The sequence below is a fragment of the Propionispora sp. 2/2-37 genome (assembly GCF_001298735.1).
In the GTDB taxonomy this organism is placed as follows: Bacteria; Bacillota; Negativicutes; order Propionisporales; family Propionisporaceae; genus Propionispora.
The window spans coordinates 113,333-134,783 of record NZ_CYSP01000007.1; the positions used below are offsets into that span (position 1 = coordinate 113,333).

At 43.2% G+C, this 21,451-nt stretch carries 21 protein-coding genes; 13 read left to right on the forward strand and 8 right to left on the reverse strand.

All coding sequences use genetic code 11. The features are described 5' to 3' along the window. Positions 1-39: 39 nt before the first annotated feature. The 3 genes from P22_RS09125 to P22_RS09135 all read left to right on the forward strand — a co-directional run bounded on the left by P22_RS09125 (position 40) and on the right by P22_RS09135 (position 2,847). Positions 40-324 (forward strand): hypothetical protein, encoded by a 285-nt coding sequence (locus P22_RS09125; RefSeq protein ID WP_235814600.1) that lies wholly within the window; start codon positions 40-42, stop codon positions 322-324. A 183-nt stretch (positions 325-507) separates the two neighbouring features. Beyond that, on the forward strand, positions 508-1,650 hold the full coding sequence (locus P22_RS09130; RefSeq protein WP_054259922.1) for an amidohydrolase: 1,143 nt from the start codon (positions 508-510) through the stop codon (positions 1,648-1,650). Positions 1,651-1,860: 210 nt separating this feature from the next. Further along, positions 1,861-2,847, forward strand: a complete 987-nt coding sequence (locus tag P22_RS09135) for a Gfo/Idh/MocA family protein (protein WP_054259923.1) — start codon at positions 1,861-1,863, stop codon at positions 2,845-2,847. A gap of 28 nt (positions 2,848-2,875) precedes the next feature. Here the strand turns inward: P22_RS09135 and P22_RS09140 are convergent, their stop codons facing one another. After that, positions 2,876-3,319 carry a hypothetical protein gene (locus tag P22_RS09140; protein WP_054259924.1) on the reverse strand — a complete coding sequence of 148 codons (444 nt, stop codon included), beginning with the start codon at positions 3,317-3,319 and terminating at the stop codon, positions 2,876-2,878. Positions 3,320-3,524: 205 nt separating this feature from the next. Here P22_RS09140 and P22_RS09145 point away from each other — a divergent pair, with 205 nt between their 5' ends. The 4 genes from P22_RS09145 to P22_RS09160 all read left to right on the forward strand — a co-directional run bounded on the left by P22_RS09145 (position 3,525) and on the right by P22_RS09160 (position 9,500). Next, positions 3,525-4,583 (forward strand): S1C family serine protease, encoded by a 1,059-nt coding sequence (locus tag P22_RS09145; protein ID WP_235814601.1) that lies wholly within the window; start codon positions 3,525-3,527, stop codon positions 4,581-4,583. A 131-nt stretch (positions 4,584-4,714) separates the two neighbouring features. Continuing rightward, a complete protein-coding gene (locus P22_RS09150) occupies positions 4,715-5,296 on the forward strand; it encodes a TetR/AcrR family transcriptional regulator (protein WP_054259926.1) in 582 nt (193 codons plus the stop codon). 102 nt (positions 5,297-5,398) lie between these two features. After that, on the forward strand, positions 5,399-6,466 hold the full coding sequence (locus P22_RS09155; protein WP_054259927.1) for an efflux RND transporter periplasmic adaptor subunit: 1,068 nt from the start codon (positions 5,399-5,401) through the stop codon (positions 6,464-6,466). Next, the gene (locus P22_RS09160) at positions 6,459-9,500 is read left to right on the forward strand and encodes an efflux RND transporter permease subunit (protein WP_054259928.1); all 3,042 of its coding nucleotides are present in this window, start codon (positions 6,459-6,461) and stop codon (positions 9,498-9,500) included. The genes P22_RS09155 and P22_RS09160 overlap by 8 nt, the downstream gene beginning before the upstream one ends. A gap of 334 nt (positions 9,501-9,834) precedes the next feature. Here P22_RS09160 and gyrB read toward each other — a convergent pair whose 3' ends face one another. The 7 genes from gyrB to dnaA form a co-directional block, all read right to left on the reverse strand. Further along, complete coding sequence (gyrB, locus tag P22_RS09165) at positions 9,835-11,745, reverse strand: DNA topoisomerase (ATP-hydrolyzing) subunit B (protein WP_082378450.1); 1,911 nt, start codon at positions 11,743-11,745, stop codon at positions 9,835-9,837. A gap of 54 nt (positions 11,746-11,799) precedes the next feature. Continuing rightward, the gene (gene remB, locus P22_RS09170) at positions 11,800-12,060 is read right to left on the reverse strand and encodes an extracellular matrix regulator RemB (RefSeq protein ID WP_054259930.1); all 261 of its coding nucleotides are present in this window, start codon (positions 12,058-12,060) and stop codon (positions 11,800-11,802) included. After that, complete coding sequence (locus P22_RS09175) at positions 12,038-12,904, reverse strand: DciA family protein (RefSeq protein WP_054259931.1); 867 nt, start codon at positions 12,902-12,904, stop codon at positions 12,038-12,040. Before P22_RS09175 ends, remB begins: the two co-directional genes overlap by 23 nt. After that, positions 12,901-14,025 (reverse strand): DNA replication/repair protein RecF, encoded by a 1,125-nt coding sequence (recF, locus tag P22_RS09180; protein ID WP_054259932.1) that lies wholly within the window; start codon positions 14,023-14,025, stop codon positions 12,901-12,903. The genes P22_RS09175 and recF overlap by 4 nt, the downstream gene beginning before the upstream one ends. Positions 14,026-14,035: 10 nt before the next feature. Continuing rightward, positions 14,036-14,251, reverse strand: coding sequence for an RNA-binding S4 domain-containing protein (locus tag P22_RS09185; protein ID WP_054259933.1), 216 nt, complete (start codon positions 14,249-14,251; stop codon positions 14,036-14,038). 18 nt (positions 14,252-14,269) lie between these two features. Next, on the reverse strand, positions 14,270-15,379 hold the full coding sequence (dnaN, locus tag P22_RS09190) for a DNA polymerase III subunit beta (RefSeq protein WP_054259934.1): 1,110 nt from the start codon (positions 15,377-15,379) through the stop codon (positions 14,270-14,272). Positions 15,380-15,637: 258 nt separating this feature from the next. After that, positions 15,638-17,185: a chromosomal replication initiator protein DnaA gene (dnaA, locus tag P22_RS09195; RefSeq protein ID WP_054259935.1), complete on the reverse strand. Its 1,548-nt coding sequence runs from the start codon at positions 17,183-17,185 to the stop codon at positions 15,638-15,640. Between the two features lie 541 nt (positions 17,186-17,726). On the opposite strand from dnaA, the gene rpmH reads away from it, so the two are divergent. The 6 genes from rpmH (at position 17,727) to mnmE (ending at position 21,442) form a co-directional block, all read left to right on the forward strand. Further along, the gene (rpmH, locus tag P22_RS09200; protein ID WP_054259936.1) at positions 17,727-17,861 is read left to right on the forward strand and encodes a 50S ribosomal protein L34; all 135 of its coding nucleotides are present in this window, start codon (positions 17,727-17,729) and stop codon (positions 17,859-17,861) included. 48 nt (positions 17,862-17,909) lie between these two features. Then, a complete protein-coding gene (gene rnpA, locus P22_RS09205; protein WP_054259937.1) occupies positions 17,910-18,257 on the forward strand; it encodes a ribonuclease P protein component in 348 nt (115 codons plus the stop codon). A gap of 11 nt (positions 18,258-18,268) precedes the next feature. Then, positions 18,269-18,475, forward strand: a complete 207-nt coding sequence (gene yidD / locus P22_RS09210) for a membrane protein insertion efficiency factor YidD (RefSeq protein WP_054260026.1) — start codon at positions 18,269-18,271, stop codon at positions 18,473-18,475. Between the two features lie 65 nt (positions 18,476-18,540). Continuing rightward, complete coding sequence (locus P22_RS09215) at positions 18,541-19,215, forward strand: YidC/Oxa1 family membrane protein insertase (protein ID WP_156318910.1); 675 nt, start codon at positions 18,541-18,543, stop codon at positions 19,213-19,215. A gap of 4 nt (positions 19,216-19,219) precedes the next feature. After that, on the forward strand, positions 19,220-19,843 hold the full coding sequence (jag, locus tag P22_RS09220) for an RNA-binding cell elongation regulator Jag/EloR (protein WP_054259939.1): 624 nt from the start codon (positions 19,220-19,222) through the stop codon (positions 19,841-19,843). 216 nt (positions 19,844-20,059) lie between these two features. Next, entirely contained in the window at positions 20,060-21,442 is a 1,383-nt protein-coding gene (mnmE, locus tag P22_RS09225; protein WP_054259940.1) for a tRNA uridine-5-carboxymethylaminomethyl(34) synthesis GTPase MnmE, read from the forward strand. The last annotated feature ends 9 nt before the right edge of the window (positions 21,443-21,451 follow it).

Sequence of the window (21,451 nt, forward strand, 5' to 3'; positions counted from 1 at the left end):
TAATTACAAATACATCTTTAACGAGGGAGCGTGTTGAGTTTGAAAGATAGCAAGGATTGCTTGGCCATCCCCACTCCACCGCTGGACGGACCTTCCGTAAAATTATTGGAAGACGCCCTGATGCATTCCCCTACGAAAAGCATTCAACTGGAAATTAACAGTTCGAATTATCAAATTTCGCGTGAAGGCCGTTGGTTTAAATTTTCCCTTCTCACCAAAAAAAGAACCATAAAAAAAGCGACCTTGTTTGCAACCATAACCGAAATGTATAATCAGTCCGTCCATGGGCAAAACTGGCGTATTGCTGAATCATCCAGCGTATAATAAAACCCTCCTCAACCGGAGGGTTTATTTATGTCCGTTTTCATACTCCTATCATAACCTTATTTGTGAGGTCTTCGTCAAGTACCCCGCCATTTTAACCATTTCCTTGCGAAATTCCGTCCCGCACATAAACCGGATAAACCGGGGTAAAATAAAACCATACCAAAACAGGGGGAGATTGCTATGCTGGCGATAGTTAACGGAATGGTATACACCGGTACGGGAGAGAAGTTGCCGGGAGCATCCATACTGATTGATCGGGGAAAATTTTTAGCCGTGGGACCTCATCTGGCGATTCCCCATGATGCATCCAGGATTGACGCTTCCCATAAAATCATTACTCCCGGACTAGTTGACTGCCATACCCATCTGGGAATTGCCGAAGAAGCCGCCGGTTCTGCCCATCTGGATAAAAACGAAGTTAATGATCCGGTATGTCCTCATCTCCGGGCACTTGACGGTATTAATCCGGAAGATCCCGGTCTGGAAGACGCCTATTCTTCCGGTACAACCAGCATTATTGTAACCCCCGGCAGTGAAAACGTAATCGGCGGTCAAAGCGTTGCCATCAAGACCTTTGGCAAGGTCATCGATCATATGATACTGCGCCAGCCGGCCGGGCTAAAAATGGCTTTTGGTGAAAATCCGATTCAAATGTATCTCAAAAAAGACCGCCCGCCTTCCACTCGCATGACCATTGCCGGTATGATCCGGGAAACTATCATTGCCGCCTTAAACTATGAACAACAATTATCTGCCGGGAAAGCAGAACGTAACCTCCGCATGGAAAGCCTGCTAATGGTGCTGCACGGTGAAATTCCGGTGCGGGCTCATGCCCATGCCGCCGATGATATCATGACCGCCATCCGCATTGCCGATGAATTTGGTTTAAAACTGACGATCGAACATGCTACCTCCGCCCATAAAATAGCCGGTGAATTGGCCTGCCGCGCTATTGCCGCAACTGTCGGCCCTTCTATTACCGCCCGGGTTAAAGTGGAATTAAAAGACCGTACCTATCGTACTCCGGCAATTTTACACCAGGCCGGGGTTAAAATTGCCTTAATTACCGATCATCCTTTCCTGCCGGTCAGCAGTCTCCGTCTGGAAGCCTCCCTGGCTGTCCGCGAAGGGCTGCCGGAAAAAACAGCTTTACAGGCCATTACCCTGAACGCTGCTGAAATTATGGGAGTAAGCGACCGAATTGGCAGCATCGAAAAAGGAAAAGACGCAGATCTGGTTATCTTTGACGGACATCCGTTTGCCATTTCCACAAAAGTGGAACGGGTTTATATCAACGGGATGGAAATTAGTAACCATCTTTGATTATGTTACATCGAAAAATGAAATAATACGCTCTTGAAAAAAGGCCTGCGATGCAACATCGCAGGCCTTTTTGTTTTTGCAGTCGCTGTAAATCAGAATCTATTTTATAAGAAAAATTGACCGCGCACCTTCAATATCAACAAAGACTGTGATACTATGGAAGTAAATTCCCATTATTGTAGTACAAAACTGTCAATGAGGAGGAATATCATGATTCGCTTCGGAACTATCGGAACCAGTTGGATTACGGAAGAATTTATTCGTTGTGCATCCCTGACGGGCGACTTTACACTAAGCGCCGTCTATTCCCGGGAGTTGGAAAAAGCAAAAGCCTTTGCCGCCAAACACGGTGCAAACCATGTTTTTACCAACCTTGACGCTATGGCGCAAAGTGATGTCATCGATGCAGTCTATCTTGCCAGCCCCAATTCTCATCACGCCGGACAGGCTATGCTATTTCTGGCAAACCATAAACATGTCCTGTGCGAAAAACCTATGGCCTCCAATGTAACAGAATGTTCGGCCATGATTGATACGGCCAGGAAAAATCAAGTATTACTAATGGAAGCCATGAAAAGCACCTTCCTCCCGAACTTTAAAAGTGTGCAGGAGAATCTGCCGAAAATCGGCAAGATAAGAAAAGTTTTCTCCAACTACTGCCAATACTCATCCCGTTATGACATCTTCAAAGCGGGCAGGCATATCAATACCTTTGATCCCGCCTTCGCCAACGGTTCTATTATGGATATCGGCGTGTATTGCATTTATCCTGTCATCTTTTTATTTGGCTCGCCGGAGGCGGTTTCAGCCAATGCCACCATATTAGAATCGGGTATTGACGGCTGCGGGAGCATTACCTTGCATTATCCGGATATGGAGGCTATTATTTCCCATTCTAAAATAAGCGATTCTTTTATCTCCAGTGAAATACAGGGAGAAAAAGGAAACATTCTAATTGATAAAATTTCCACCCAGGACAATGTGAAAATTATCTATCGCGATGGCTCCACCGAAGATATTACCCGTAAGCAATCCGCCGATATTATGTATTATGAAGCGCAGGAATTTATCAACCTGATTAAGGCAAAACGAACCGAATCCACTGTCAACAGCTTTTCACTTGCCTTGGCTGTTGCTGAAGTGATGGAAACCGCCCGCCGGCAAATTGGACTGATATTCCCGGCAGACAAACAGTAAAACTGTCCACTGTGATCCGACAACCAGGCTACCGGACATCCTTCGTATCAAAATCAGAAGAATTGACAATGACTTCCTGGGTGGCCGGTGCCTGCAGGTGAATAGTTAACAAATTATCTTTTTCACTGACTCTGCGTTTGGTCAAACTGATTTCACCGTAACCTGCCCGGCTTCCGGGAAATTCCAGGCTAAGCCGCAACGTATATCCCTGGGGTACCCGGAATTCAAATACTTCACCCGAAGATTGTGAAGGAATAGTAAAAGACCTGCCCATGCCGGACAGACGAACGGTATCCAGTTTTGCTCCCCAAAACGGATACTGCCAGAAATAATCCGGATTATCAATAACAACATGTACCTTCACGTTTACCAAATCACTTTCAGCTGCTGCTGAATGACTGACGGGGAAATATAAAGCCAATAATACCACGATGGAACAAACTATCCCCCAACACTTACTTTTCAGCATCATTCTTCTCCTCCAATCCGCATTATCTTTACCTTCCTGTCGTGCTTATTATTTACTTTTCTTTATTGCAAATAGATTTCCTTGTTCCCATCTGAATTAAATGACAGGCTTCAGTACTATTTGTAACCGGCTCTGCAAAACTACTGTCATACAAATGTCATAACTATGGATTATACTATTGAATACTATGTAAAATGGAGGGATTCTTTTGAACGCATTTGTTAAGAAATTCACCCTTTTCACTCTACTATTTGCCATATTGAGTATGTCTGCCATAACGAATGTCAGTAATGCGGCCACAATTAATCCTTTTTTTGATAATAGCCAGTCAAGCGCCCGTAATACCTATGTTGTTCAGGCTGTTAAAAACGTCGGACCGGCCGTTGTCGGCATTTCCAATAAAGCTTATGTAAGAGATAATTTTGATCAAAAAGTGTTGATTGAGACAGGAGTAGGCTCAGGTGTTATCTTTAACTCCAATGGCTATATCGCAACAAATTACCATGTCATTCAAGGTGCGCAGGAAATTGTTGTTTCCCTTGCCGACGGCCGCACGGTAAACGGTAAGTTACTGGGGGCCGATCCCGCCACCGATTTGGCTGTGGTGAAAGTGGATGTATCCGGCCTGCCTTCCGTAACCTTTGGTGATTCCAGTACACTGATGATCGGTGAACCGGCCATTGCCATCGGTAATCCTCTGGGAATGGAATTCAGCGGCAGTGTTACCGTCGGCGTAATCAGCGCCTTAAACCGGACTATTGAAATCGGCGACCGCAAATTCAATTTGATTCAAACCGATGCCGCCATCAATCCGGGAAATTCCGGTGGAGCACTGGTTAATGCCGATGGACAGGTGATTGGTATCAACAGTGCCAAAATTTCAGCTGACGGCGTGGAAGGTATGGCATTTTCCATTCCTATTAATTCCGCCCGGCCGATTCTGCAGGCTTTAGTGGAAAAGGGAAAGGTTGTCCGCTCGTATCTGGGCGTCGGCGTATGGGACAAAAATGCAGCCGCCCGTTATGGTTACAGCCTGCAGATTGACAATGGTGTATATGTTATGCGCGTAGAAGCTGACGGACCGGCCAGCCAGTTTATCCGCCAGGGGGACATTATTACCAAAGTAAACGGCACAGCCGTTGATTCGGTAGCCGACCTGCGTAAAATATTAGACGATATTCCGGTAAATACCAAAATCACTGTGGAAATTGTTCGCAACGGAAAAACGATGACCGTCAGCCCGACTGTCAGAGAAATGCCAAATTAATCGCCTGCGGATCCAGGCTTGTAATAGAGACAGGGATAAAAATATTTCTGTCTCTATTGTTTTTTATAAACTAAAATACTATAATAGTTTATAGGTAACCACGATCTACTATTATCATTACAGGTGAATATATGAAAGATATAAAAAATCTAATTCTGGATAAAGCCAAAAACCGGCTGGACCGGTTTGGTTTCAAAAAAACAACCATGGATGAAATCAGCCGGGACTGCAGAATTTCCAAAAAAACGGTATACGAGCATTTTAAAGACAAGGAAGATTTATTTACCTGCCTGTTAACCCGGGAATGCCATAGCGCAATAGAAACCATCTTCTCCAGGATGGGTGACATACCGAATCCTTTAGAACGCCTGATACAACTGATTCGGACAGCCGTCGAATTTTTTAATGAAGATACCTTTATAACCAGACTGCTGAAAGACGATGACGACTTGTTTTCAGCCTTTTTAAACCGCAAATATCACGCTATGATTGATGAGGAAATTATATTAAAGATTGCACAAATCATTCAGGAGGGAAAAGAAAAGGGAATCTTCCGGGATGTGGATGAAAAAGTGTTCGGCTATGCCGGATTCCGTCTGTTTCAGGCCTTCAGCTACATGCGCACCTGTGCCCTTTCCCCGGAAACTGAGGAGCAGGAATATTACACGGCCGCGTTAATTGATTTCATTATTCATGCAATTATTAAGAAATAACTTTAGTGCTGTGCCCTACTCACGGCTTTAGTTTATTTTGTCCTAAATAAACTAAAATACTAATATGGTTTATTTGATTTTATGTATGGAGGAGACAAGTAAATGAATACACGGTTAGTCCGCTACACAGTTCTGCTAACGCTTAGCATATTTTTTATCAGCGGTTGTTCCGGCACAACAGCCGTTAAGGAAGCAATTCCTCTGGTCCGCACCCAAACCATCCATTTTAATCAAACTGATCAACAGGCCAGTTATTCCGGTGAAGTGCGGGGACGGTATGAAACACAATTATCCTTCCAGACAGGAGGAAAAATCATTAAGAGACTGGTAGAAAGCGGTAACACCGTAAAAGCCGGGGATATACTGATGGAGATTGATGCCAAAGATATTCAGCAAACGGTAAACAGCGGTTCTGCTCAGCTTGCTTCCGCGCAGTCACAGCTAACATTAGCCCGCAATAATCTGGAACGCTACACTAGATTATATGAACAGGGTGCCATCAGCCGCGCCCAGCTCGACCAATACCAGAGTTCCTATGATGTGGCACTTTCTGCCGTTCAACAAGCATCGGCCCAATACAATCAAGGCACCAACCAGTTGGGCTACAGCACCTTGACTGCCGACAGCAACGGTATTATTTCCAATATTACGGCCGAAGCCGGTCAAGTCGTCAGCGCGGGCCAGTCTGTTTTAACCCTGGTAAAAGACGGCGAACGGGAAGTTGAAATCAATATTCCTGAAAATCATGTTGAAAGCCTGCGCCATGCCGGGCAGGTTCAAGTAAGCTTTTGGGCCCTGCCAGGCATTGTCACTAATGGTGAAATCCGGGAAATCTCCCCGGTAGCCGATAAAGTAACCAGAACCTATACCGTCCGTATCCATCTTGTCAGCCCTCCGCCCAATTTACAGCTGGGTATGACAGCCACTGTAACGGCCGCAAATGTTAGCGCCCAGCCATCGGTCTATATTCCTCTGTCTGCCATTTACCAAACCGGAGATACGCCCAATGTATGGGTCATCAACGAAGGCCAGGTAACACTGCATCCCGTCAAAGTCGGGTCTTTCGGCGACGGAAAAATCCAGGTTCTTGACGGTTTACAGGATGGCGATATCATTGTTTGTGCCGGAGTCCAAAAATTACACGAGGGACAGAAGGTGCGCTATGAATAAGCTGAATCTATCGGAATGGGCACTACAGCATAAACAGTTAGTCTATTTTTTTATTGTAATTATTTTTATTGCCGGCATTTTATCTTATCGGCAGTTGGGACGAATGGAAGACCCTGATTTCGTCATTCGCCAAATGGTTGTATCCGTTTCCTGGCCGGGTGCCAGCGCCCGTGAGATTGAAGAGCAGGTAACCGACAAAATCGAGAAAAAGTTACAGGACACACCTGGCCTGGATTATCTAAAAAGCTATTCTCAGCCAGGGAAATCCGTTATCTATGTAACTTTAAAAGATACGGTAGCGGAAAACGATGTACGGCCAACCTGGCTTGAAGTCCGCAATATGGTTAACGACATAAAGAGCACCCTGCCGCAGGGTGTTGTCGGCCCTGCCTTTAATGACCGTTTTGATGACGTGTTCGGCAGCATCTACGCGCTTACCGCCGATGGCTATTCTTATGAGGAAATGCGTGATCAGGCGGAAAAAATAAGACGTAATTTACTCGGCGTAAATAATGTAAAAAAAGTGGATTTACTCGGCGTACAACCGGAAAAAATTTACATTGAAATGGAAAGCAGCAAATTAGCCCAGCTAGGTCTTGATCCCAATCTGATCATGAATGCGGTGAAAACACAAAGTGCCATGTCGGCCTCCGGTATGGTCGAAACGGCTTCAGACAACATCTATGTCAGAGTCAGCGGAATATTTGAAAATATAGAGGATTTAAAGAACCTGCCCATCCGGGCAAACGACCGGACATTCCGGTTAGGCGATATTGCTTCCATCCAGCGCAGCTATAGCGATCCCATTGAGCCGAAAATGTTTTTCAACGGTCAGCCGGCAATCGGGATTGCCGTTTCGATGAACAAAGGAGGCAACATTCTGACGCTGGGACAGCAACTGGAAGAAACCATTACCCAAATCAAACAGGATTTACCGCTGGGACTCGAAATCAGCCAGGTATCCAACCAGCCTAAAGTGGTAAAAGAATCCATCGGTGAATTTGTGAATTCGTTAAAAGAAGCCATTATCATCGTTCTTGTCGTCAGTTTTTTAAGTCTCGGCTTCCGGTCGGGTATTGTCGTTGCTCTTTGCATTCCCTTGGTTATTGCGGGCATCTTTGTCTGCATGAATATATTCGGCATTGACCTGCACAAAGTATCTTTAGGCGCTCTTATCATTGCTCTGGGCCTTTTGGTTGACGATGCCATTATTGCCGTAGAAATGATGACCGTGAAACTTGAACAAGGCTGGGGACGCATGGAAGCCGCCTGCTATGCTTATACGGCCACCGCCTTTCCCATGCTTACGGGAACCTTGATTACCTGCGCCGGATTTATTCCCATCGGTTTTTCCAAAGGATCGGCATCCGAATTTACCAGCAGCATTTTCACCGTCGTTACCATTGCCCTGTTACTATCCTGGATTGTATCCGTTATAGTCGCTCCGTTGCTCGGTTTTAAATTGATAAAACCCAAACATATGGCCGGCCAGGGGCATAACAGCTATGATTCCCGTTTTTACCGCATCTTCCGTCAAACATTAACCTGGTGCCTCAACCACCGTAAACTGGTCATTAGCGCCACCGTACTATCTTTTGTGGCTTCCCTGTTTTTATTAACGCTAGTCAAGCAGGAATTTTTCCCGCCCTCGGTCCGCCCGGAAATTATCGTTGAAATGACATTACCGGAGGGGTCATCCTTGCAAGCAACTGAACAGGAAGCACAAAAACTCGCAGCCCAGCTCACCGGGAATTCCAATATCGAAAATTACAGCTATTATGTCGGCGAAGGAGCTCCCCGTTTCGTTTTAACCACCGAACCCAAACTGCCTGCCAGCAATTATGCCCAGTTTGTGATTGTTGCCAAGGACCTTACCGCCAGAGAAACACTAATTAACGATATTAATACCTTATTTGCCAATGATTTTTCCAGTGTGCGCGGCCATATTAAGCTTATCCAGACGGGTCCGCCGTCACCATATCCGGTTATGCTGCGGGTTAGCGGCTACGATCATGAAAAAGTACGGGAAATTGCCGAGCAAGTTGGTACTGTTATGGCTGCAAATCCTAATCTTTACGATATAAACTTTGATTGGAATGAAAAAAATAAAGTTATGCACCTGGCTATTGATCAGGATAAAGCCCGATTATTGGGTATAGACAGCCAAACTTTGGCTCTCGATTTACAAACTCAATTATCAGGATCTTCTATCGGTGAATTTTATGAACAAGATAAAACGGTAGGTATCGTTTTCCGCCTGGATTATCAAAACCGTAAAAATTTAGCTCAGATTAAAGATCTTCCTATTCCGGTCGGCAACGGTAAATTTGTTCCTTTGGACCAGATTGCCACAATCGAATATGCAGCGGAAGAAGGGTTGATCTGGCGCCGTGATTTAAAACCCACCATTACCGTTCAAGCCGATGTTTCAGCAGCGGTTACCGGCAATGACGCTACCAAAGCCGTCTATAATGAGTTAAAACCACTGCGGGACAGTCTGCCGGCCGGTTACAGCATTGCTATCGGCGGCTCGCTGGAACGAAGCCAGCAGGCTATGGAATTTTTGCTGCAGCCTGTACCGGTGATGATTTTACTGATTCTTATCTTCCTCATGATACAACTGCAGAAAATCTCGTTAACGACGCTAACTGTTTTTACGGCTCCACTGGGAATTATCGGTGTCAGCCTATCCATGCTGCTCACCAGGCAACCTATAGGCTTTGTTGCCGAACTTGGTATTTTAGCACTTGGCGGCATGATTATCCGTAATTCGGTCATTTTAATCGATCAAATTGAACAGCATATTAAAAGCGGTGAATCCCCCCGGGATGCTATCATTGATTCGGCGATTTTGCGTTTTCGCCCGATTATGCTGACCGCCGCCGCTGCCATCTTAGGGATGATCCCCCTGATTCCCAGTAATTTCTGGGGACCGATGGCTGTAGCCATCGCCGGCGGATTGCTTGGTGCTACCATTTTAACCCTTTTGGTCTTGCCGACCATGTATGCAGCCTGGTTTAAAATTAAGCCTTAACGCAAAGAGAAAAAGAGACAAATCACCCGAATCATGGTGTGACTTGTCTCTTTTACAATTCATAATAATCCCTAACTATAAAGCATATTTACCCAAAGGCCCTATAAACCTTCTAATCTTTTAACTGATACGGCACGGTTGTAACTATCACATTTTCCCTTAAAATAAGTGTTGTCCTCAATATCCATCCTGTTTGATTGTGATTTTCGTATAGAAAAGTATTTTAGCCATTTCATCAATTATAAAGCAAATTAAAGTGAATATCTCCTTACAGTAGAACTTGTATAAACATAAGGCACTACGTTAAAAAACTTAGTGCCTTATGTTATAGACTTTAGATATCTAAATTTCTTACGCTATGCGCATGTTCTTCAATGAAATTTCTCCTGGGTTCCACTTTATCGCCCATAAGAACGGAAAATATCGCATCGGCCTCCATGGCATCCTCCATGGTTACTTTCAATACGGTACGTCCTTCCGGATTCATAGTGGTTTCCCATAACTGTTCCGGATTCATTTCTCCCAACCCTTTATACCGCTGGACATTAATATTATCGCGGCCAATCCGGGCAAGCAATGTATCCATTTCTTCATCACTGTATAAATACCAGTGTTCTTTGCCTTTTTTTATTAAATATAAAGGCGGCTGAGCAATATAAACCTTACCATTTTCAATTAACGGCTTCATATACCGGTAAAAGAAGGTCAACAGCAAAGTACGAATATGAGCCCCGTCAACATCGGCATCCGTCATAATGATAATTCGGCCATAACGACTTTTTTCCACATCAAATTCGTCACTGATGCCACAGCCAAATGCGGTAATCATCGCTCTGATTTCTTCATTATTTAATATTTTGTCCAGCCGGGCCTTTTCCACATTCAAGATCTTACCGCGTAAAGGCAAAATTGCCTGAAAACGCCGGTCACGCCCTTGTTTGGCTGAACCGCCGGCCGAATCACCTTCCACCAGATAAATTTCCGTCTGTTCCGGATCACGTAAGGAACAATCGGCCAGTTTACCGGGCAGTGAACTAATTTCCAGGGCATTTTTGCGGCGGGTTAATTCCCGTGCCTTGCGGGCAGCCTCCCGGGCTCTGGAAGCCATAATTGTTTTTTCAATAACTTTTTTGGTTACAGCAGGATTTTCCTCAAAAAACTCGCTCAATCCTTCCGAGACAATGGTATCAACAATGCCACGGACATCACTGTTACCTAGTTTTGTTTTGGTTTGCCCTTCAAATTGCGGTTCCTGTATTTTAACACTGATTACCGCAGTTAAACCTTCCCGAATATCCTCACCGCTCAAATTTTCGTCATTTTCTTTAAGCATATTCAATTTACGGGCAAAATCATTAATTGAGCGGGTCAGGGCAATCTTAAAGCCGCTTAAATGCGTTCCACCCTCCTGGGTATTGATATTATTGACAAAACTAAAGATATTCTCAACATAGCTGTCATTATACTGCAAGGCAATTTCCGCTATGGTAGTCTCCTTATTGCCTTTAAGATAGATAGGCTTGGTATGCAGTACATCCTTACTCTTATTTAAATGCTCAACAAACGAAATAATACCGCCTTCATAATGAAACATTTCAGAAACGCCGGTTCGTTCGTCAGATAACGTGATATTTAATCCCTTGTTTAAAAAAGCCAATTCCCGTAAACGCTGTTTCAGCGTATCAAAGTGATAAACCGTTTCTTCAAATATTTCCGCATCGGGTTTAAAGGTGACCTTGGTACCGGTTTCTTCTGTTTCTCCCAAAACCTGTAAAGGCTGCACGGTATTGCCGCGTTCGAAGCAGATTCTGTGTATCTTGCCACTGCGTTTTACTTCCACTTCCATCCGTGTACTCAGTGCATTTACTACCGAAACGCCAACCCCGTGTAGTCCGCCGGATACCTTATAACCTTCGCCGCCGAATTTGCCGCCGGCGTGAAGAACAGTTAAAACAACCTCTACCGCCGGTTTCCCTACATCGTGCATATCCACCGGAATACCGCGGCCGTTATCAATAACCGTAATACTGTTATCCTGATGAATTGTAACATCGACTTTTGTACAATAACCGGCTAAGGCTTCATCAATACTATTATCAACCACTTCATAAACCAAATGGTGAAGTCCACGCGCCGAAGTACTGCCAATATACATCCCCGGACGCTTACGCACCGCCTCCAAACCTTCTAACACCTGTATTTGATGTGCACCATAATTTCCACTTACCGTAATATCTTCATTCAAGCTATAGAACCCCCTATCATCGAATTCCACCCTATAAACCGCCCAATGATCGGTTTATAATTCTTCCTCATCCTCTTCCGGTATATGACCGGCCCGTTTTTTTAACGTCAATGAAGAAATAGCTGATAAATATACAACTTTATCGGTTAAAACAAAACTCTTGGGATTATTATCCGAAATATCAATGATCATTTGCTCATCCTTCATTGTTTTTAAAAACTCATTATTAACATTCGATTTTCCGGACCGCAGATCATTAATGGCAATCACATTTTTTAACGGAATAACGGTATCAGCCCCTAGATGCAAAAACATACGGTTTCCTCCTGATTTTTTGCAAAGTGAGATTCACAGTCTCTGCTGTGAGTTCTTCCGGTTTCTTAGCATGTATTAACATGGCCAGTGTCGTAGTCTGTACGGCATCGGCTTGTCCACTCTGAATCGCATAATCCATGGCCAGGCGGGAGATAAGCTCATTTTTCGCCCGGTCAAATTCAAACCTGGTGCAATCAATATATTTTTTTAGTTCATCATAAGTAAACCAGGGAGCTTCCAGCAGCATCCTTCTAATGTCTTTTACTGTTTCTTGCCGCAGGATTCGCCTGCAAACAGCACAATAAGTCTCATCGGGAGGGCAAAGTGTACCACACTCTGCGCAGGAATGCCAGTGAGCCATCTTTTTTAATTTTTGAAAAGCCAGTGATTTTTTAGTGAATACCGCCAGTCTTTTTTGTAAAGCCGGGTCGGTAACATTACCGGTAACAGCATCTATCATGGTCAGCTCTGTTGCATCCAAACGCACGGCAGCTAATTTTTGTTTCATCGGGACGACTACATCCGCCTCTTTTTCATTCTTACAATATTTCAAATATCCTGCCTGAAAACGGATATCCTTGACAATTTTTTCGCCGACAAACTGATTAATTTTATAAATAATGCTTTCTTTCAGCATAAACAAATGATGACTCCATACCGAGCTGCTTACGGAAATAAACAGCACGCCGCCTTCCATTCTGACCGGGCAGGCATGTGTAGCAATATCTTCACCGACGATTTCCGGCCACCGGTCGATGGCCAGTTCGGCACGGTAACGTTTGGTCAAGCCCATTTTTTTTAGTGTCTGCTCCAACACTTCAGCTATGCATTGCAACTCTATCACTCCATGACAGTCCCCTGATTCACATAATAATATCGGCCCATCTTTTTTTCCGGAAAATAACTTTGATCGGTAGCCGTAATAAAAGTCTGAATTTTATCTTTAATAAAAGAGAGCAATTGCTCTCTTCTTACCATATCCAGCTCACTCATCACATCATCCAGCAATAATACCGGATATTCGCCGGTTTCTGACTTTATAAATTCCAGTTCGGCTAACTTTAATGCCAAAACTCCGGTTCGTTGCTGCCCCTGTGAACCAAAATTTCTAAGATTAATACCGTTATTGACCGTTAACACCAAATCATCACGATGCGGCCCTATACCGGTACTTCCGCGCTGAACATCGGTGAATCTTAATTTCACCAGCATCTGCCGGTACCATTCGGTTAACTCACTATCGGCAATTGGCTCATTATTTTCGGTACCGGACAGCGCATATTGCAATGTTAGGTTTTCCCTGCTGGCTGTAATTTTACGATGCATCAAATTCGCCAGCATGGCCAGCTTTTTTACAGCCTCCCGTCTTTTCATCACAATCCTGGCTGCGGCTTGGACCAACTGCTCGTCCCATGGTTCCAGCAAATCCATATGCAAGCGGTTTTCCCTAATTTTTTTTAACAGATTATTCCGCTGGGACACAAGCCGGTTATATTTCATTAACTGGCTATAATAAGCAGGACTGGCCTGAGAGATTTCCATATCAATAAACTGCCGGCGGGCCGCCGGCATTCCCTTTACTAGTAGTAAATCCTCCGGTGAAAATAGTACAACATTGAAGGCACCCATCAGTTCACGTGTTTTTATACTATAGCCATTGTAGATAATTTCCTTATGCTGACTTTGTTTGGCAGTCTGTTGAGAAAAACGGAACAAAAGCTCGTTAGCCACATCCAAACGGAAAAAATAAAGCTGCACAGTTCCCTGCGGATATCGCCAACGGACCAGTTCCATATCGTTATGTGTACGATAAGACCGTCCCATCGCACCAATATAAATCGCTTCTAAAATATTGGTTTTCCCCTGTGCGTTATGGCCGATGAAAATATTAACATTATGCGGAAAATCCAGCGACAACTCTGCATAATTTCGAAAATTATGCAGCACTAACCGATTAATTCTCATGCTGTACCTTTCACTCGCTGATTACTTGCCATTGTCCCATACCCTTAACATGTACAACATCACCGGGGTATATTTTTTTTCTTCTTTCTTCAATTCTCTTACCATTTACCTCAATCATCGCATCAGCCAGCAGAAATTTTACCTGAGCGCCGCTTTCGACAATACCAGCCCACTTTAACAACTGGTCCAGCTGAATGGTAGCAGTATGAATAGCAATTTCCTCCAATGTACATACCCCCGAATATCAGCTCGTTCTGACAGGTGTAATAACGTAAGTATACAAATCATCATCCACCGGTTTGATACAGGCCGGGCTTAATGGGGTGTTAAGTGAAAAAACCAGCTTATCACTATGAATATTTTTCAAAATATCAGTGACATACTTGGCATTAAAAGCAATTTCCAATTCATTGCCTTCAATTTCCGCTTCCACGGTTTCACAGGCCTTGCCAATATCAGGATTGTTTGAATTTATTATCACCATATTATTTTTAAAGCATAACCTGATGACATTATATTCTCCGTCTCTGGCCAACAAGGAAACCCTCTCGACCGCATCCAGAAAATAATCGGTATTTAATTTGACAAGAGTTGCAAAATTTTCGGGAATTACCCGGTTATAATCAGGAAACTGTCCCTCAATAAGCCTTGATTTTATGTAAACATTATCAAAAGAAAAGGACACCTGATTTTTTTGCCAGGAAACCCAAACATCCAAAGGATGCTCTGAAACCAACAGCCTGGCCAGTTCATTTAATATTTTAGCAGGAATAATCATTTTAAATTGATTGGAATTTTTTTCCAAAGTATCTTGTTTTAAAGCCAGACGATGTGTATTAGTCGCTACCATTTTAGCATTCATTTGATTAATTTCCAAGAGGGCGCCGGTAAAAATTGGCCTAGCCTCATCCGTGGCACAGGAGAAAACAGTTTTTTTGATTAGTTCTCTTAATACGTTGTCTTTAATAACAAAAGAACTTTCTCCCTGCAGTTTATTAAGGACAGGAAATTCTTCAGCCGGTAACAGCAGCAAATTAAACTGGGCGGAGTTGGATGTAATTTGAATCGTTTTTTCTGCCTGCTGGGAAATGATTTGTATGGTATCCCCCGGCAATTTTCTGACCAGTTCCTGAAAATAACGGCCGGAAAGTACTATAGTACCCGGCTCTTCAATATCAGCGTCCACAGTGCAGCTGATACCTATTTCATAATCAGTGGCTTGTAATTCCAGTTTTCCATCTGCAGCGGACAGGTATATGCCAGTTAGTATCGGTAGTGTTGTTTTACTTGCTACGGCCTTTTGGACGGTTTGTACAGCATGAGTTAATAATTCTTTGGAGCAGGATATTTTCATTTCATTACCTCCTGTTGGTATATTATTACTAAAAGATACATAATATATAAAAATTAGTCGTAATAGTAGTAGGCGCTGTCGATATGTTGATAAGTGTAAAATGGTGTTGTCGAATTAACAAGGGAGATGTTAATAACTTGTCGATAAGCTAAACAGCACTTATACACAAATTCACAGGATTTTGCTGTGTAAAACATATTAACAATTCATCAACAAACATATAACCTTGTTATAAACAAGGTTAATAACAAGGAAAAATTATACACTTTCAATTCGTTTAATCAGTTCTTTTAAGGTATTACTCAACTTTACATCCTCGTTGCGTTCGCGCGTGATCTTATCATGGGCATGAATAACCGTTGTATGGTCCCGTCCGCCGAACATTTCCCCAATGCGCGGCAGAGACGTATCGGTTAATTCACGGCAGAGGTACATAGCGATTTGCCGTGGATAAGCCACATTACGGGTGCGCTTTTTAGCAAGAAGCTCTTCAATTTTTATTTTGAAATAGGAAGCAACTATTTCCTGTATCAGTTCCATGGTAATTTGTTTGGGACGGCCGTTAGGGAAAAGATCTTTTAGAGCTTCGGTAGCCAGATTGATATCAATACTTTGATTAGTCAGGGAGGCATAAGCCATAACCCGGATTAAGGCTCCTTCCAGCTCGCGGATGTTATTGTCAATGCGGCTGGCAATATAAACCATAACATCATTAGGAATATTGAGATTTTCAATCATGGCTTTTTTACGTAAAATGGCAATCCGGGTTTCCAGGTCAGGCGGCTGAATGTCGGTGATGAGCCCCCATTCAAAGCGTGAGCGCAAGCGGTCTTCCAAGGTCTGTATTTCGCGTGGCGGCCGGTCGCTGGAAATAATAATTTGTTTATTGGCTTCATGCAGCGTATTAAAAGTATGGAAAAATTCTTCCTGAGTATGTTCTTTTTTAGATAAAAATTGGATATCGTCAACCAGTAAAACGTCAATATTGCGATATTTTTGCCGGAAACTTTCCGGTTTGCCGTCACGAATGGAGTTAATCAGCTCGTTGGTAAACTTTTCACTGGATATATAGACAACTTTAATTCCGGGGTAATTTTGTAATATCCGGTGGCCGATGGCATGCATCAGATGGGTTTTGCCAAGACCTACGCCGCCATAAATAAAAAAAGGATTATAAACCTGGGCCGGAGCTTCGGCAACGGCTAAGGACGCCGCATGAGCAAAGCGGTTGGAATTGCCGATTACAAATGTTTCAAATATGTATTTGGGATTTAATATAACCAAAGAATCATCAGTTCCGGCAGGAGAAATTTTAGTTTGCGGCGGGGGATTAAAGGTTTCCAGCGGCAGAGTTTCCTGCAATTGCGTAGTCTGAGTGGCTGCTATTTCCGGAACGTACGATTTGGTTTCATCAAGCACCGGTTTTTCGGCCTCAAGGGTAGCCGTAGCTGCCGGATGGTGTCGGATGACCTGGGAGTTGGGAACGGAGAAATTGGCCGGGAAATTTTTAATTTCGGCGGCGGCAGGCGCATTTTCCAAGTGATCGTCATCGACATTTAAATTAGTGATTTTTATAGACAATTGTCGGCCAAAAATTTGCTGGACGGCAGTTTCGATTTGCGGCATATATTTTGTTTCCAGCCATTCTTTCATAATTTGCCGGGGAGTCCCTATTTCCAGTACATTTCCGGTAAGTGATAAGGCTACGGCACCTTTAATCCAAGTATCAAAGAGCGGTTTTATGATTTCGGTTTCTAATTTTTTTAATACTTGTTCCCACAGCACTGTCAATTGCGAAGTATCCATATAGTCATTCCTTTCATGATGAATAGCCTTAATTTATTAACATATCCAGACGTCATTTAAAAAGTTATCCACAATCTTATTAACACCTGTGAATAAAAATAGCCATATTAAGTAAATTTAAAGAAAAAAAAATACAACAGCAGCTATAAATGAATAGCTTACGGCCTTGTATTATAAAGAGTTCACATAAATCACCGGTATTGTGGATAAAATTGTGTATAATGCCTTAATTATGTGTATAACCCTGCGGTATATGTATATAATTTATAATATAAAACAAAATTCATATCGCCTTGCTATATAATATATTAACAAATGGGTGTGGAGTTATCAACATATTTTTGTGGTTAGTGACAAGCTTTGGTGTATTTATCCACAATCATAAGTTTCCCGACAAAAAAATCCATTAAGATATTATCCTTAATTGTCAAAGTAATTTTCTTGACACTAGAGGGTTACTGGTCTATAATTTTTTATAGTTAAAATGATTATTTTAGCATGGAATATTCCTGTGCATTTAGGCAAGGAGGTGTAATCATAGATGAAACGGACTTATCAGCCGAATACGTTATGGAAGAAGAGAACTCATGGTTTTCGCGAACGTATGAGCACTAAGGGTGGGCGTATGGTTTTAAAAAGAAGACGTGCTAGAGGTAGAAAGAAATTATCCGCATAGTAGGCCGCCGGTGCGTGGCCTATTTTTTCCATGTGACAGGATGGTTTAATGTACAAGTTAAACAAGGGCAGTATCGTTAAAAAAAATAAGCATTTTCAGGCGATATATCAATCAGGCATTTCCTATGCCAATAAAATGCTGGTGCTTTATATTTTGCCCAATCATGAAAATGGCCGGCAGGTGGGGTTTGCGGCAGGAAAACGGCTGGGTTGTGCGGTAATCCGTAATCGGGCTAAACGTCTTCTGCGGGAAGTATATCGCCTGAATCAGAACCGCCTTGCCGACAATATGAGTTTCCTTCTTGTTGCCCGCAAGCCGCTTGTCGATGCGGATAGGGAAGAAGTGACCAAAGCTTTTTTGGATTTATCCCGGAGAGCGAAAATTTTAATTAAGTAGGTATGACGCTGATGAAAGCTGTATTGCTGTTTTTGATACGATTTTATCAAAACTACATATCACCATGGAAGCCGCCTACTTGTCGGTTTATACCTACCTGCTCCGAATATGCGATTATGGCTATTGAAAAATACGGGGTTTTACGCGGTGTATTATGGGCTGCACGGCGTATTTTGCGTTGTCATCCCTGGCATAAGGGCGGTTATGATCCCGTTTAATATATTTAGGTAAGAATGGCTCACAATGATTTCCTGTAAAGTGATTGAGCGTTAGGAGTGAGAATTTGTTTGATACGATCGTTGTTTTTCCTTTGCAAAGCCTGTTGACCTTTTTTTATAATGTGACTGTAACGTTAGGAATTCCTAATTACGGGACGGCTATTATTTTGTTAACAATCGCGATTAAATTAGTATTATATCCACTGACTGTAAAGCAGATTTCTTCCATGAAAGCCATGCAGGAACTGCAGCCGAAGATCAAGGAATTGCAGGAAAAATATAAATCTAATCCCGAAAAAATGAATAAGGAGCTGGCAGCTATCTACAAACAGTCCGGTGTGAATCCTTTAGCCGGATGTTTGCCGATGATTATTCAGATGCCTTTTCTTATTGGTATATTTTATGCAATCCGTGATTTTCACTATGTTGATTATCCGGGATTTTTATGGATGTCGAATTTGGCCCAAAACAGCAGTGTAGTAGATCCGTACTATATTGTTCCGATTTTGTCGGCCGCTACCACGTATTTGCAGCAGAAGCAGACTATGGCATCTTCGGATCCGAAAATGAATCAGCAAAATCAGATTATGCTGATTTTTATGCCGTTGTTTATCGGTTATATTACGTTAACATTTCCAGCCGGTTTGGGAGTTTACTGGGTGGTTAGCAATTTAATACAGATTGTTCAGCAGTGGTGGATGTATCGTAAGCCGGCTGTTATTCAGGGGGAGGCACAATAATACCATGACTTCTTTGGAGAAAACTGGGAAAACTGTTGAGGAAGCATTAGAATCAGCGCTTTCTGAGCTTGGCGTGGGCCGCGACCGTGTCGATTTTGAAATTTTGGATAATCCAAGCAAGGGTTTATTCGGGTTTCTCGGCAGTAAGCCTGCACGGGTGTTGGTTACGGTTAAAAAGGTGGATCCTTTGGAAGTGGCAAGAGAGTTTTTGCAAAATATTGTTGACTCCATGGAGTTGCAGGTAGTTATTGAAAAGCTGACAAGTGAAGAACATACTGTTTTTAATTTACGGGGCAATGATTTAGGAATTTTAATTGGCAAGCATGGACAAACTCTGGATGCATTGCAGTATCTAACTAATTTAGCGGCTAACAGGGATGCGGAAGATAAAGTCCGTATTATTCTGGATGTGGAGGATTACCGCAAACGCCGTACGGAGACCTTATCCCGTCTGGCTTTACGGTTAGCCGATAAAGTAAAAAGGCGCGGGGAAAAGGTATCCCTGGAACCGATGAGTCCGCATGAACGCAAAATTATTCATGTCGCGTTGCAAAATGATAACCGGATCATTACATATAGTGAAGGGGATGAACCTTTCCGCAAGGTGGTTATTGCATTAAAACGATAGAATGAGAGAATGGTATGTAACAACCCAGTAATAATTTTATTACTGGGTTTTCATATAGGCCAAGGTATGATTTACTTGATGTCGGCTACACTATGCTAGTACCGTGCGTCACCAACATATGTCCGATATACGCGGCTCCTCCGCCTTGTAAATTAATCTAATGTTTCACATGACGTACGGTACCAGGCGTAATCTTACATTATAGGAGTGAAGGCTGTGTTTCAGGAGGATACGATTGCCGCTGTGGCTACGGCTGTCGGGGAAGGTGGCATAGGTATTATTCGTATGAGCGGTATTCAGGCACTTGCCATTGCGGATAATCTGTTTAAAGGAATAAGGGGGAAAAAAGTAGCCGATATTCAATCGTATCAGGCTGCCTATGGACATATTATCGATCCGGCCAGCGGCCAGCCGGTTGATGAAGTACTATTATTGGTTATGCGTGCCCCTAATTCTTATACCAAGGAAGATGTAGTTGAAATTCACTGTCATGGGGGACCGGTGCCGTTAAAACATATTTTGGAACTGGCAATAAGCGGTGGTGCCCGCCTGGCCGAGCCCGGAGAATTTACAAAACGGGCTTTCTTAAATGGAAGGCTTGATCTCACGCAGGCGGAAGCTGTGATTGATGTTATCCGTTCCAAGACCGACGTATCCCTGCGTATGGCTGTTAATCATTTAGCGGGCAGTCTGTCAGAACGTATCCAGCGCATGCGTCAGATTGTGTTGGGAATGATTGCCCAATTGGAAGCGGCTATTGATTTTCCGGAGGAGGATATTGAGGAGCTGACTGCACGGCAAGTTGCGGAACAGTTATTTCCCCTACAGGAAGAAGTGGATGAATTATTAAAAACAGCCCATACCGGTCGTATTTTGCGTGAAGGGCTGGCAACGGTCATTATCGGTAAACCAAATGTGGGAAAATCCAGTTTGCTGAATGCCCTGCTAAAGGAAAATAGGGCTATTGTGACGGATATTCCCGGAACGACCAGGGATATCATTGAAGAATATGTCAATATCCGGGGAATACCCTTAAAAATTGTGGATACGGCCGGAATTCGCCAGACAGCCGATGTCGTTGAGCAAATAGGAGTAGACCGGGCGCGTGAATTTATCAGCCGGGCTGATCTTATACTGTTGCTACTGGATGTTTCGGTGCCCCTTTCGGAGGAAGATTATGAAGTATTACAGTTATTGCAAGGCCGTGATGTCATTATTTTACTGAATAAGACCGATCTGCCGGCAGTTTGGCAGGAAGATAAAATTTTAGAAATAACCAAACAGGATATCCTGAAAATTTCGGTAAATAGCGGAGCCGGGCTGCAAGAGCTGGAAGAGGCGATTGTAAATAAGGTATATAGCGGTCAGGTGACTTTACCGGAGGGAAGCTATATTAATAATATACGCCAGGCCAATTTGCTGGCTAAAGCCAGGGAGCATCTTTTGGCGGCGCAGTCTACGATTACTGCCGGTATGCCGCCTGATTGTATTGTTGTTGATTTGCGGGGAGTATGGGAGCGCCTTGGTGAAATTACCGGTGATGCGGTGAATGAGGATATTATTTCTGAGATTTTTAGTCAATTCTGTATTGGTAAGTAAGTGTTACTG

Bases quoted from the DNA above. Each gene is read 5' to 3' on its own strand.
- P22_RS09130 (WP_054259922.1), top strand. From the start codon at position 508: ATGCTGGCGATAGTTAACGGAATGGTATACACCGGTACGGGAGAGAAG.
- P22_RS09135 (WP_054259923.1), top strand. From the start codon at position 1,861: ATGATTCGCTTCGGAACTATCGGAACCAGTTGGATTACGGAAGAATTT.
- P22_RS09140 (WP_054259924.1), bottom strand. From the start codon at position 3,319: ATGATGCTGAAAAGTAAGTGTTGGGGGATAGTTTGTTCCATCGTGGTA.
- P22_RS09150 (WP_054259926.1), top strand. From the start codon at position 4,715: ATGAAAGATATAAAAAATCTAATTCTGGATAAAGCCAAAAACCGGCTG.
- P22_RS09155 (WP_054259927.1), top strand. From the start codon at position 5,399: ATGAATACACGGTTAGTCCGCTACACAGTTCTGCTAACGCTTAGCATA.
- P22_RS09160 (WP_054259928.1), top strand. From the start codon at position 6,459: ATGAATAAGCTGAATCTATCGGAATGGGCACTACAGCATAAACAGTTA.
- remB (WP_054259930.1), bottom strand. From the start codon at position 12,060: ATGTTTTTGCATCTAGGGGCTGATACCGTTATTCCGTTAAAAAATGTG.
- recF (WP_054259932.1), bottom strand. From the start codon at position 14,025: ATGAGAATTAATCGGTTAGTGCTGCATAATTTTCGAAATTATGCAGAG.
- dnaN (WP_054259934.1), bottom strand. From the start codon at position 15,379: ATGAAAATATCCTGCTCCAAAGAATTATTAACTCATGCTGTACAAACC.
- dnaA (WP_054259935.1), bottom strand. From the start codon at position 17,185: ATGGATACTTCGCAATTGACAGTGCTGTGGGAACAAGTATTAAAAAAA.
- rpmH (WP_054259936.1), top strand. From the start codon at position 17,727: ATGAAACGGACTTATCAGCCGAATACGTTATGGAAGAAGAGAACTCAT.
- rnpA (WP_054259937.1), top strand. From the start codon at position 17,910: ATGTACAAGTTAAACAAGGGCAGTATCGTTAAAAAAAATAAGCATTTT.
- yidD (WP_054260026.1), top strand. From the start codon at position 18,269: ATGAAAGCTGTATTGCTGTTTTTGATACGATTTTATCAAAACTACATA.
- jag (WP_054259939.1), top strand. From the start codon at position 19,220: ATGACTTCTTTGGAGAAAACTGGGAAAACTGTTGAGGAAGCATTAGAA.